Here is a 13,216-nt window from a genome sequence, read left to right as displayed (position 1 = left end):
AGCTCGGCGAGCGAGCGTGAGATGGCGAGGCCAAGGCCGGATCCGGCATGGCTCTTGGAGAACTGATTCTGCACCTGTTCGAAGGGTCGGCCGAGCTTGCCGAGCGCGTCTTTAGGGATGCCGCAGCCATTGTCCTCGATTGTCAGCACCAGTGCGCCGGAGGTGTTGCGGGCCCTGACCGATATGTGGCCGCCCTGGCCGGTGAATTTCACCGCGTTGGACAAGAGGTTGATGACAATCTGCTTGATCGCACGGCGATCTGCGAACAGCGTCAGCGCGTCGGCGATGCGTGTTTCCACGGTGATCGCCTTTTGCGCCGCCTGCAGCGAGACGACGCGAACCGTCTCGCTGATCAGCGGACCGAGGTCGATCTGTTCCTGGTCCAGCGAGAATTGGCCAGCCTCGATCTTGGACATGTCGAGAATGTCGTTGATGACGCCCAGCAGATATTTGCCGCTGCTGTTGATGTCGGTGGCATATTCCTCGTAGCGCTCCGACCCCAGCGGACCGAACAGGCCCTGTTCCATCAGTTCGGAGAAGCCGATGATGGCGTTCAGCGGCGTTCGCAGTTCATGTGACATATTGGCGAGGAATTCGGACTTCGCACGGTTCGCCGCCTCGGCGCGTTCGGTTTCCTTCATGTATTTGCGGTTGAGGTCGACCAGTTCGCGCGATCGCTCCTCTTCGGCCCGGCGGGCGAGGCTCAGATCATGGATCGTCGCCATCAGCCGGCGCTCGCTGTCGACCAGCTTCTCCTGGTGCAGCTTGATCTGGGTGATGTCGGAGCCGACGGAGACGATGCCGCCGTCCCGGGTCTTCAGTTCGTTGACCTGCAGCCAGCGGCCGTCCGCCAGCTGCCGCTCGAAGGTCGCGCCGCCCTGCAGTCCGCTGGTGTTGGCAAGCCGCCGTTCGGAAGCAAAGGCCAGCATCCGGTCTTCCAGCACCGCGCGCGCGGTGCCCGGCATGACGTCGCGGTCCGAAAGCCCGTTGTCCTGCTGGTATTTGGAATTGCACATGATCAGGCGCTGGGCCGAATCCCACAACACGAAGGATTCGTTGATGTTTTCGATCGCCGTTCGGAGGCGAAGGTCGGCCGCCTCGGAACGCAGCGCCAGATGGCGCTGTTCAGTGACGTCGACGGCGATGCCGATAAGCTGGATCTCCGGCGCTTCAGGATCGATGACCTGAGCCCGGGCGCGCATCCACACCCATTGGCCGTCGGCGTGGCGCATGCGGAACACCTGGTCGATATGGTCGATTTCGCGGGCGACGATTCTGTTGGCGAGCTCGAACAGGTCGCCGTCCTCGGGATGGATGATCTCGTCGACCTCGCCGAAGGACAGCATCGTGTCGCAGGGCTTGTAGCCGAGCATGTCGTACATCGAGCGCGACCAGTACATCTTGCCGCGCACCATGTCCCAGTCCCACAGGCCGCAGCGGCCGCGAACCAGCGCCATGTCGATGCGCTGATGCGCTTCGAGATAGATGCGATCGGCCGCCTGCGCGCGTGCCGCCTGGCCGAAATAGGCGTAGAGGATGACGATCAGCACGCCGGCCGTCAGCACGAACAGGGTGACGTTCAGCGAGACAGTCTTGCGCCAGGTGTCGAAAACGGCGTCCTGAGGGACCAGTGCCGCCGCGGCACCCTTTCGCCCGTTCGCCAGGCTGACCGCCGCATACCAGTCCCGTCCGCCGATGTTGACCTCCATGACGCCGGCGCGGTCACCGAACATGAACAATGGCTGGCCGCCCTGGACGAGGCCGTCGAGAGAATGGCTTTGCCATGGGACCGAGCGCGGTGTCACCGCGACGATCTTGAAAGCGCTGTCGGTGATGACGAGCACATGGCTGCGGCCCATCGCGCCCTGACGGCTGGTGGTCTCCAGCAGGTCCTGGATGGCGCCCGGCACCGTGTCCGAAGTGATGGCGAGCGAACTCGCCAGTTGACCTGCCGCCAGCGTGAGGATCGCCTTGGCGTTGCGTTCGATATCGTCGCGCTCGTTCATCAGCGACAGGATCCGCAGCGCCGCGATGACGATCAGGAAGGTGATGATGAGGGCCGGTATCGATCGGCGCAGCAGCGGCTCGGCGGCCAGAAGCCGCCGGTAGGCCGGTTCGGCGATGAGCCGCGTGTTCCCGGCAAGGCCGTCGCTTCGCGTCTCGCGATGCGCAAAAACCTTCCCCCCGGGCGCGCCCCACGCGTCCGCCTTCGCCATAAATGGCACTCCCCGAAGTTGCCTATGCTGCTTTGATCCGGCAAACGCCGCACATCCGAATCGTCAGTAAAGAATCAAAGGTGATTCGCCTTGTCCAGTGGTCCGGCGAAAAAAGATTAAAAATTGACTAAAATAGTGCCGAAACGGCCCTTTCCGGACGAGAGCGCACGCCTACGCCAGCGTGCGATCGACAATATCGCTCAGATCAGCTGACAGGTCTCCGGCTTTCGCGATCGAAAGCAGCGCTTCCCTGGCCTTGGCCTGTCGGCCAGGTTCGAGCGAACGCCATGAGCGGAGTGCCGTCGCCAGCCTCGCCGCCAATTGCGGATTGCGCTTTTCGACCTCGAGCACGGTCTGCGAGAAGAACCGGTAGCCCTCGCCATCCGCACGGTGGAAGCCGGTCTGGTTGGCGCTGGAAAAGGTGCCGATCAACGAGCGCACCCGGTTCGGATTGTGCATCGAGAAAGCGGGATGAGCGGTCAGCGCGCGCACCGTGTCGACGGCCTGCGGACCGGGCACGCTGGCCTGGATCTGGAACCATTTGTCCATGACCAGCGGGTCGGAGCCATAAGTCGTCTCGAAAGCCGCCAGCGCCTCGATCGCCTGGGGCGAACCGTGGTGGCGATGCGCAAGCACGGCAAGGGCCGCCGCGCGGTCGGTCATGTTGGTCGCCGACTGGAAATGTCCGGCGGCAAGTGCCGCTCCCCCCGGCTGCAGCGAGAGGTAGTCCAGCAGGGTGTTGCGCAAGGCCCGTCGTCCGGCGCTCGCCGCATCCGGGCTGAACGCCGCTTTGTCGGCAAGTCTGTCGTAGAGACCGGCAAAATTGTCAGAGTTGGCCGTGCCGATCGCCAGTGCAAGCGCCTCGCGGGCAGCGTAGATGGCGTCGGGGTCAATGTTGCTGCCGATATCGCGCGCAATGTCGGCTTCGCCAGGCAGCGCCAGCGCCAGCGCCCGGTAGGCCGGCTCCAGCGTCTCGTCGGCGGCGATGCCGCCGGCGAGTTCGGTCAGCCGCGACGCGAAAACCGGCTGCCTGCCGCCGAGGATCTCGCGGAAGGCGGCAATCAGCGCGTCGGTCAGCAGCGTGTTGAAGGCCTGCCAGCGCGAGAAGGCGTCGCTGTCATGGCGGGCGAGGAAGAACTGGTCGTCAGCCTTCTGCTCGACGGACAGCGTCACCGGCGACGAAAAACCGCGGTTGAGCGACACCGCCGGGCGTTCGGCAACACCTGAGAACCGCACCATGTGGCGGCGCTTGCGGACATGGATGACGCCGTCCTCGACGCTGGCGCCCTCGACGCCGCTATAGTCGACCGGCTGGCCACTAGCGCCGATCAGGCCGAAGGCCAACGGGATGTGCATCAGCCGCTTGCGGCTTTCGGAAGGGGTCGGCGGCACCGACTGCTCGATTTCGAGCATGAACTCCTGCGACGCCGGATTGTGCGTCGAACTGATGGTCAAATTGGGCGTGCCCGCCTGGTGGTACCAGAGCGCGAATTGCGACAGGTCGCGGCCGGACGCGTCCTCGAACACCTTGATGAAATCCTCGATCGTCGCCGCGTCGCCGTCGTGCCGCTCGAAATAGAGGTCCATGCCGGCACGAAAGGCATCAGGCCCGAGAATGGTGCGGATCATGCGCACCACTTCGGAACCTTTCTCATAGACTGTTGCCGTGTAGAAATTGTTGATCTCGCGGTAGCGGCGTGGCCGCACCGGATGCGCCAGCGGGCCCTGGTCCTCGGGAAACTGGTGGGCGCGCAGCGTGCGCACTTCGGCGATCCGCTTGACCGCGCGCGAGCGCTGGTCGGCGGAGAATTCGTGGTCGCGGAAAACCGTCAGCCCTTCCTTCAGGCAGAGCTGGAACCAGTCGCGGCAAGTGATTCTGTTGCCTGTCCAATTGTGAAAATACTCATGCGCGATGATCGCCTCGATATTGGCGAAATCGGCGTCGGTCGCTGTCTCCTGATCGGCCAGCACATATTTGTCATTGAAGATGTTGAGGCCTTTGTTCTCCATCGCGCCCATGTTGAAGTCGGACACGGCGACGATGTTGAAGACGTCGAGGTCGTATTCGCGGCCGAACGCCTCTTCGTCCCATTTCATCGACCGCTTCAGGGCGTCCATCGCATAGCCGGCCAGCTTCTCCTTGCCGGGCTCGACATAGATGCCGAGCTCGACCGTACGGCCGGAGAGGGTGACAAAACTGTCGGCGACTTTGCCGAGATTGCCCGCCACCAGCGCGAACAGATAGGACGGTTTGGGGAAGGGGTCGTGCCATCTAGCAAAGTGCCAGCCATCGCCGACGTCACCCTTGTCGACCAGGTTGCCGTTGGACAAAAGCAGTGGCGCCTCGTCGCGCAGGGCTTCGATGCGCACCGTGTAGACAGACAGGATGTCGGGGCGATCGAGGAAATAGGTGATGCGGCGAAAGCCCTCGGCCTCGCATTGCGTGCAGTAGACATTGCTCGAGAGGTAAAGGCCCATCAGCGCTTCGTTGCCCACCGGCGCCAATTCGGTCTCTATGAGCAGCTGGAAGCGCCGCGCGGCCGGCGGCTCGAGGATGGTCAGCTGGTCTGGCGTAACCAGAATATCGGCCGGTTTCGCATTCTTGCCGCCGATCTCGACGCGCTTGAGCGTCAGCCCGTCGCCGTCGAGCACCAGTGGAGCCGACGCGGATACACCGTCACGGCGCTCGACCGTGAGCACGGCCGTGACGCGCGTTGCGTCTGGCGAAAGGCGGAAGGTGAGGTTGGTTTGCGGAATGAGGTAATCATTGGGGCGGTAGTCTTCGAGCTTGAAGACCTGGCCGGTGTCCGTGCGCATTCCGTGGGTTTTCCTGTCGATTGCCTTGGCGGCGGATTGTTTTCGCTGGTCCAAGAAATTTGAAGTCCGCGCTCTTTACACGAAACAGCCCCTCGACAAAACTGAGACGGCGCCTATTTCAGGCGTTCCTCCTCCCATTCATCATCACGAGGCCTCCATGACCGTCGTCACGCCGAAATTCGGGATGGGCGCATCCGTGCTGCGGCGCGAGGATGCGGCCTTCATCCAGGGCCAGGGCCGCTATACCGATGACATCCAGCCTGCTGGCGTCCTGCATGGCTATGTCCTGCGCTCGCCGGTCGCCAAGGCCAGCTTCACCATCGGTTCGACCGAGGCGGCGAAGGCAGCACCCGGCGTGCATCTGGTCCTGATCGGCAAGGACCTTGCCCATCTCGGCGATCTCAAGTCCGGCGTCATGCAGGAACAGCCGGACGGCACCAAGGCGCCGACCCGCGACATTCCGGTCCTGTGCCGTGACCGTGTCAACTATGTCGGCGACGCCGTTGCCTTCGTCGTCGCCGAGAGCCGCGCTTTGGCGCAGGATGCCGCCGAACTGATCGACGTCGACTATGACGGCGAAGATGCGGCGTCCGGAACGGCGACGGCGCTCGCCGAAGGCACGCCGCTGGTCTGGCCGGAACTCGGCTCGAATCGGGCCTTCAGCTACCATACGGGCGACAAGAAAAAGACGGACGCGGCTTTCGCCAAGGCCGCCCATGTCACCCGCATCGAATTCGTCAACAACCGGCTGGTCTGCAACTACATGGAGCCGCGCTCGGCGATCGGCGAGTGGAGGGTACAGGAGAACCGCTTCGTGCTGACCACGGGGTCGCAGGGTGTGCATTCGATGCAGTACATCCTGGCCAGCCTGTTCAAGATCAAGAAGGACCAGCTGCGTGTCATCACGCCGGATGTCGGCGGCGGTTTCGGGCCGAAGAGCTTCGTCTACCGCGAATACCCGCTGGTGCTCGAGGCGGCGAAGCGGCTTGGCCGTCCGGTGAAATGGGCGGGCGACCGCACCGAACACTTCCTGACCGACGCGCAAGGCCGCGACAATGTCGTGAAGGCCGAGATGGCGCTGGACAAGGATGGCCGCTTCCTTGGCATGAAGGTGGACCTACTCGCCAATATGGGCGCCTATGTCTCGCAATACGGTCCCTACATTCCCTATATCGGCGTCACCATGTCGACCGGCGTCTACGACATCCAGGCGCTCGACGTGTCGGTCACCGGCCTCTACACCAACACCTGCCCGGTCGATGCCTATCGCGGCGCCGGTCGCCCGGAAGCGGCGTTCCTGCTGGAAAAGCTCGTCGACGCCTGCGCCCACGATCTGGGCCTGCCCGTCGAAGAAATCCGGCGCCGCAATTTCATCCGGCCCGAGCAATTTCCCTACCGCACGCAGACCGGCCGCCTCTACGACACTGGCGAGTTCGAAGGCCACATGACCCGCGCCATCGAACAGGCGGAATGGAAGGCGTTTCCGCAGCGCCTCGAACGGTCGAAAGCAGGCGGAAAGATCCGCGGCCTCGGCATGGCGACCTATATCGAGGCCTGCGCCTTTCCGGGTTCGGAACCGGCGTTTGTCGAACTCAACGGCGACGGAACGGTGACGCTGAAGATCGGCACCCAGACCAACGGCCAGGGGCATGCCACCGCCTACGCGCAGTTCCTGTCGGAAAAGCTCGATCTCGACATCGACGAGATCCATGTCCGCCAGGGTGATACCGACGAGCTGAAGGCCGGCGGCGGCACTGGCGGCTCGCGCTCCATTCCGCTCGGCGGCGTTTCGGCGTCGCGCGCCGGCGAGGACCTGGCCAACAAGATCAAGCGCATCGCCGCTGACGAGCTGGAAGCTTCGCCCGGTGACATCGAACTGTCGAACGGTGTTGCCCGAATCGTTGGCACCGACCGTACGATCGATTTTTCCGCCATCGCCAAGGCCGCCAGGACGCCGGATGATCTCAAGGGGTTCGGCGAGTTCGTGCAGGACGAGTGCACCTATCCCAACGGCACCCATATCTGCGAGGTCGAGATCGACCCGGACACCGGCACCACCGACATCGTCCGCTACACCATCGTCGACGATTTCGGCGTCACCGTGAATCCGATCCTGCTCGCCGGTCAGGTGCATGGCGGCGTGGTGCAAGGCATTGGCCAGGCGCTGACCGAGGACACCATCTACGGCGAGGATGGACAGCTCTTGACGGCGAGCTTCATGGATTACGCCATGCCGCGCGCCGACAATTTCCCGTTCTTCCATTTCGAGACCCGCAACGTGCCTTCGACGACCAATGCGCTGGGCATCAAGGGGGCAGGCGAAGCCGGCACCATCGGCTCGACGCCGGCGGCACTCAACGCAGTAACGGACGCGCTCTGGCGCGCCTACGGTGTCAAGCACATCGACATGCCGGCGACGCCGGCGCGCATCTGGGCAACGATCCGGGGAGCGGCTAGACCATGATCCCGAAAAGTGGGAACCGGTTTTCGGAAAAGACTATGGTCAGGCAAGAAAACAGAGATCCATTCCGATCATATCGGGATGGATCAGACTCGTGACAGCAAAACCAGGTCAGGCCGTAGCCGCCAGCGACCATGCCGTCGGGCACAACACGCTCACCGGCATCACGCTCAAGATCGTGTCGGTGGCGGTCTTCGTCGGCATGTCGACCTGCATCAAGGCGGCGGGCACCGTGCCGGCGGGCCAGATCGTCTTCTTCCGCTCCTTCTTCGCCATCTTTCCGATCATTGCCTTTCTCGCCTTCAAGGGAAAACTCGGCACTGCGTTTTCGACCAAGCGCCCGCTCAATCACATTGCGCGCGGTGTCGTCGGCGTCTGCGCCATGGGGCTTGGCTTTTTCGCGCTGACGCGGCTGCCGCTGCCGGAGGCGATCACGCTGAACTATGCGCAGCCGCTGCTGGTGGTGGTGTTCAGCTCGATCTTCCTCGGCGAAGCCATCCGCGTCTATCGCTGGAGCGCGGTCGCCGTCGGCCTCGTCGGCGTGCTGATCATCTCCTGGCCGGAACTGACGCTGCTGAGTTCCGACCAAGCGCTCGACGACCAGGAAGTACTTGGCGTCATCGCAGCTCTTGTCGCGGCGGCGATCTCGGCGGTCGCCATGCTGCTGGTGCGCAACCTCGTGCAAAGCGAGCGCACTGCGACCATCGTGTTGTGGTTTTCGGTGACGGCGAGCGTCATGGCGCTGCTGTCGCTGCCGTTCGGCTGGCAGGCGCTGACGCCGTCGCAGGTGGCTCTTCTGGTCGCCGCCGGCTTCTGCGGCGGCCTCGGCCAGATACTGATGACTTCGGCCTATCGCCATGCCGAAGCCTCGGTCGTGGCGCCCTTCGAATACACCTCGATGATCCTTGGCGTCGTCGTCGGTTATCTCGTCTTTGGCGACGTTGCCACGCTCAACATGCTTGTCGGCGGCCTGATCGTCGTTGCCGCTGGGATCTTCATCATCTGGCGCGAGCGCCAGCTCGGCCTGGAGCGCACCCGCACGAGAAAGGCGGCGCCGCCGCAGGGGTAATATTCTCCGGGTCGAGTTCCGTCACGCCCCCCTCTGTCCTGCCGGACGTCTCCCCCTCAAGGGGGGAGATTGGCGGCTTCGGTAACGGCGCCTTCTCTCCGACATTGAAAATTGGCGAAAGCCGTCGTGATATTCGATCTCCCTCCTTGAGGGGGAGATGGCCGGCAGGCCAGAGGGGGGTGCCTCGCGCCGGCGTTCGAAGCGGAGCTTCTGACTACAGCGTCTTCGCGGCGCGCTCCTTTGCCAGCCGCACCAGCACGGTCCTCGTCTGCTCATCGGCCGGGAAGAACGATTCGATCGCCAGTTCCGACAGCGTCACGTCGAGCGGTGTGCCGAACACGGTGATGGTGCTGATGAACGACAGCACCTGATCGCCATGCGCCAGCCGGAGCGGATGCACGATGGCATTCGGCTCGACCGGCGCCGGCCGGCTGCCGTTCAAGCCGGATGGATAAGCCCGGAGTTCGCGCTCCAGTTCGATCAGTAGCGGGTCGCCGCTCGCGTCGTTCTGGTGCTTGAGACGCTCAAGCAGATGCGTCCGCCATTCCTGGAGATTGACGATGCGTGGAGCGATGCCGCCCGGATGCAGGCTGAGCCGAAGCACGTTGACCGGCGGCGTCAGCAGCGAAGCCTCGCTGACATCGGCAAGAAAGGGAGCGATAGCGGCATTCGCCGAAACCAGGTTCCAATGCCGGTCGACAGCGAGCGCCGGGAAGGGCTCGTGTCCCTTGAGCACGATCTCGACCGCAGCCATCGCCGGCGCCAGCGTCGTGTCGGTCAGCGAGCGCTCGCCGAAGCTCGGTGCAAAGCCCGCGGCAAGCAACAACTGGTTGCGCTGCCGGAGCGGGATCGACAATTGCTCGGCCAGATGCAGCACCATATCGCGCGACGGCGCGGCGCGCCCGCTTTCGACGAAGCTCAGATGCCGCTGTGAGATTTCGGCTTCCATGGCAAGGTCGAGCTGGCTCATGCGGCGGCGGGTGCGCCATTCGCGAATGAGGCCGCCGGCGGAGTTTTGGACTGCTGTCATGGGGTATGGTTAGGCCGGCGGCAGGCGCATTTCAATTACCTGCGAGGTCATCGCTAGTGGTGAAAACCTGAGACTTGGTACCCGCAGTTAACGGCGGCTTCGGGGCTGGAAGCGGACTGGCGGCTTTAGCTCGAAGTCCGCAGAAAGCGGCCATTCGGCTCTCGACTTCATCCCAGTCGTCACGGTCCGTTACCGCTGCCCACATTTTTTAGAGGCACCCTGTTGACCGCTTCGCGCCAATTTCGGTAGTTGGCGCTGCCCCAGTTTCAGAACAGCCTGAGGCTCTTGCGCTCGTCAGGGCGATCAGTATCCTCGCCGCACGCTGCGGCGCTACGCGTGGGGGACATCGAATTGACGCTGCTAGAAGAAGTTCAGTCGGCTCGAAAGAAGGTTGTGACGGATGGATATGAAATGTCCATTGGCGAGGTCATCAACTTATACAAAGACGGCGAGCTGAAGATTGATCCCGTGTTTCAGCGGCTTTTCCGCTGGGAAGATGAGCGCAAGACGCGCTTCATCGAATCTTTGCTACTTGGCATTCCGATCCCACCGATCTTCGTTTTCCAAGGTGAGAACGGCGTCTGGGAGCTCATCGATGGTCTGCAGCGGCTGAGCACGGTTTTTCAGCTAAGCGGTGACTTGATAGATGCAAATGGTCAGCCCGTCGCGCCACTCATCCTCAATGGCACAGCGTTCCTTCCGAGTCTGAATGGCAAGCAGTGGATCGAGTCGGCCCAGAATGCCGGGGACGGGATCGGGCAACCTCTCCAGATCGAAATCAAGCGCTCCCGGATCCGCGTCGAAATCTTGAAGTTCGAAAGCGACGCGACCGCGAAATACGAGCTGTTCCAGAGACTGAATACTGGCGGTGTCGTCCTGACCGAGCAGGAGGTTCGAAACAGTATAGCTGTCTCAATCAACGTCGACTTCTACAACTGGTTGAACTCGCACTCGGAGGAGGCCAATTTCAAAGCGACAACGGCACAAACAGCACAGGCGATAGAGTCACAATATGACGTCGAACTGGTCCTACGTTTCTTGGCCTTCCGGCATGTTGAATACCGAAATGGACTCGACGTACACGAATACCTGGACAGTGCACTCCTCAAGCTTGCGATCGACGCAAATTTGGATCTGAACGCGGAAACTACAATCTTCCAAGATACCTTTCAGTTTCTCAATGCTGCCTTGGGCAGCAACGCCTTCAAACGCTGGAACGGAAATGCTTTCCTGGGCAAGTTCCTTCTCTCTGTCTTCGAAGTGATGGCGACCGGTGTGTCGAAGAACCTGGTGGCGTTGGGTGCGATGGATGTTGTCGCCCGCAATGCCTTTATCGAACACAAGGCAAAGGGCCTGTGGAATAATCCAGACTTCACTGCAAATTCCGGAGCTGGCGTCCGAGGCACGACGAGGCTTGCAAAGCTGCTACCCTTGGCGGCCGACTGGTTGAACCCTAACCCTTAGCCGGTACCGTTGTGGCCAAGCTCCGTACACTGACGCACCTGCAAGAGGCGCTCGACAGCGAAATGGCATGGAGAATTCGTGAGATCTCCACCTTTCGCTTGGCCAGCAAGAGGGAAGGCGCCGAACAACAGGCGCTTATTCGGGCCGGCGTTGCGATGGTATATGCGCACTGGGAAGGCTTTATAAAGGCAGCATCCGAGCATTACCTTAACTTCGTCAACCACCAGGGACATCGGTATCGCGAACTTAAGACTTGCTTCGTAGTGTTCGGCTTGAAAAATCGGCTGGCTCTGCTGGCTGATAGTCGAAAATCGAAGTCTAGCATCGAAGCACTAGAATTTGTCTTCTCTGAAATGGAAAAACCCGCAAAGATGGCTCTAGGAAGCGCCATCAACACGGAATCGAACCTCACCTCGTCGGTCTTTTCAAACATTGCGCAGTCGATCGACATCGCGATCGATCAGTACGAGACGAAGTTCAAGCTAATCGACGAGAGCTTGGTCAATAGGCGCAACAGCATCGCGCATGGCGAGTATCTCGACTTGAAATCTGCGCAGTTCATCAACCTCGTCGACGAGGTTCTCATGTTGATGCGGTTGTACAAGAATGACCTTCAGAACGCCGCGACTCAGGCCAGCTACAAGCGGCAGACCGCGGCAATCGACGCGGCCTAGCGCCGAAAATCTTGCAAGTCAGAGTTTGTCGGTGGTCAGTTTCGTCGTTGAGACGTTCGTCGAAGTCCGCTTGCGGAAAACGCCAAACCAAACAAAATGTCCAGCTCGAGGCGTATTGCCGCCCGTCGACTTGGGCCGGAAGGAGACTGGCCGCTCCCAGAGAGCGAAGCAGAGAAAGCAGACTCATCGAATGAGTTCGGTCACTTGCTTTCGGTTCGGTCACGTCCGGCCTCAAGGACGAAATGGGACAACGCAGCAAGTGACTTCTTGCAGCAATGCCAGCAAAGCGCGGCCGCAAAGGGGTAGCTTGAAGACTGCTATTTTCTGGTGGTCATTTCCAATGAGATAACGTCCTTATCGGTTATCTGTAAAATGCTTATGTCGTGTCCAGACAGCTTGGCAGCTGCGAAAAACAGTTCGTTGACGCGCTCATAGTGACCGATCATGACGTCGAATACGTCCTGGTCTGAGGTCTTCCAAGAAATGGGTCTGAAATAGCGATAGAGACCTACATCAGCATCGATCGGGCACACGTGGCCCATTCGCTCCGCCATGGTATGACCATAAGTTCGCCGGTGAGTGAGTTCGTTGCGGAGATCGGTAACTTCGTCTAACCATCCAGCTGCTTCCCACTTGGTAGAGGGAGTGGCTTTCGGCCTAACATAGCCTTTGGATGCAAGAAGCTGGAGGATGGGCGACCCGCTGTTGTCAGGCCCCCTCAACGCTTCAATCAGGCGGGCCATAGAGTCCGTTTTCGTTATATCCATGCCTAGCTTAAGCGCAACGAATGCAGCCAAATAATCGCGGGCACCGCCCAGATGCAGGAAAAAGCTATGGACCAGGGCATAAAGTGTCTGGTCTCGCATACTTGAGGAACGAAGACCATCGACCTTGCCCGCCGCAAGGAAATTGGTCAGTTCGTCATGATAGAAGGCGGCGATCTCCGCTACACTAGTGTCCAGGTTTCGGAGGCTTAGCGATATGGAACGGGCCAGCCGTTCTGGCTCGCTGTGTGCATCTCGTATGGCCTCGATCTGAGCTATCGTAGGGTTTTCAATAGTTCCGATTAATGGTTGAGCGCGCGCTCGACTAAGGTTTCCTGCAACGTGGCTCCAGAGATTAGCTGGACTCTCACTGAAATTATTCTCACCGGGAATAAGGGGAGCCCAGTGCGACGTGTACTCACCCTTCATCCAGTTGATCTGCTGGTAAGCGATAAATCTCACGCCCCTTTGTGTCATAAATGCCTGCATGGCCGCTTTGGAGTAATAGCCTGAGGCGTGCGGTTTGTTGCCGTGCTGAAGCGGCAGGATATGCCACTGATCCTTGTCTTTTTCGGCAGACTGCAGGCCGCCGGCCCAATTGATCAGGAAGGCATGCCCATCGCCGATGCGGGGAATCGGCTGCATGACATCGGCAGCTAACGAGACTTTGGTCATATGAGCACCCTTCAACTTCATCCATCGTCACTTCGTCCGACTGAGT

The 13,216-nt window shown here is 61.1% G+C and carries 8 protein-coding genes; 4 read left to right on the top strand and 4 right to left on the bottom strand.

Features of this window, described 5'->3' with window-relative positions; genetic code table 11:
* On the bottom strand, window positions 1-2,216 hold a 2,216-nt coding region (locus CGZ66_RS03870; protein WP_095081760.1), incomplete at its 3' end, for a PAS domain-containing sensor histidine kinase.
* Between the two features lie 171 nt (window positions 2,217-2,387).
* Window positions 2,388-5,033 (bottom strand): aminopeptidase N, encoded by a 2,646-nt coding sequence (pepN, locus tag CGZ66_RS03865; protein WP_095081771.1) that lies wholly within the window; start codon window positions 5,031-5,033, stop codon window positions 2,388-2,390.
* A 157-nt stretch (window positions 5,034-5,190) separates the two neighbouring features.
* Between pepN and CGZ66_RS03860 the strand changes: the two genes are divergently transcribed.
* Together CGZ66_RS03860 and CGZ66_RS03855 are read left to right on the top strand one after the other, a co-directional pair.
* Window positions 5,191-7,497 (top strand): xanthine dehydrogenase family protein molybdopterin-binding subunit, encoded by a 2,307-nt coding sequence (locus CGZ66_RS03860; RefSeq protein ID WP_095081757.1) that lies wholly within the window; start codon window positions 5,191-5,193, stop codon window positions 7,495-7,497.
* 91 nt (window positions 7,498-7,588) lie between these two features.
* Complete coding sequence (locus CGZ66_RS03855; RefSeq protein WP_095081755.1) at window positions 7,589-8,563, top strand: DMT family transporter; 975 nt, start codon at window positions 7,589-7,591, stop codon at window positions 8,561-8,563.
* A gap of 214 nt (window positions 8,564-8,777) precedes the next feature.
* On the opposite strand, the gene CGZ66_RS03845 is transcribed toward CGZ66_RS03855, so the two are convergent.
* Window positions 8,778-9,593, bottom strand: coding sequence for a helix-turn-helix domain-containing protein (locus CGZ66_RS03845; RefSeq protein WP_095081753.1), 816 nt, complete (start codon window positions 9,591-9,593; stop codon window positions 8,778-8,780).
* Window positions 9,594-9,929: 336 nt separating this feature from the next.
* Between CGZ66_RS03845 and CGZ66_RS03840 the strand changes: the two genes are divergently transcribed.
* Window positions 9,930-11,057 (top strand): DUF262 domain-containing protein, encoded by a 1,128-nt coding sequence (locus CGZ66_RS03840; protein WP_245331003.1) that lies wholly within the window; start codon window positions 9,930-9,932, stop codon window positions 11,055-11,057.
* 11 nt (window positions 11,058-11,068) lie between these two features.
* Window positions 11,069-11,731 (top strand): MAE_28990/MAE_18760 family HEPN-like nuclease, encoded by a 663-nt coding sequence (locus CGZ66_RS03835; RefSeq protein WP_095081751.1) that lies wholly within the window; start codon window positions 11,069-11,071, stop codon window positions 11,729-11,731.
* Window positions 11,732-12,048: 317 nt separating this feature from the next.
* Here the strand turns inward: CGZ66_RS03835 and CGZ66_RS03830 are convergent, their stop codons facing one another.
* Window positions 12,049-13,170, bottom strand: coding sequence for a hypothetical protein (locus tag CGZ66_RS03830; RefSeq protein WP_143748662.1), 1,122 nt, complete (start codon window positions 13,168-13,170; stop codon window positions 12,049-12,051).
* Window positions 13,171-13,216: the final 46 nt, after the last annotated feature.

This window comes from Mesorhizobium sophorae (assembly GCF_002270415.1).
GTDB classification, from domain to species: Bacteria; Pseudomonadota; Alphaproteobacteria; order Rhizobiales; family Rhizobiaceae; genus Mesorhizobium; species Mesorhizobium sophorae.
Note: the sequence above shows the minus strand (reverse complement) of the source record. Positions and strands in the feature narration are given on the sequence as shown.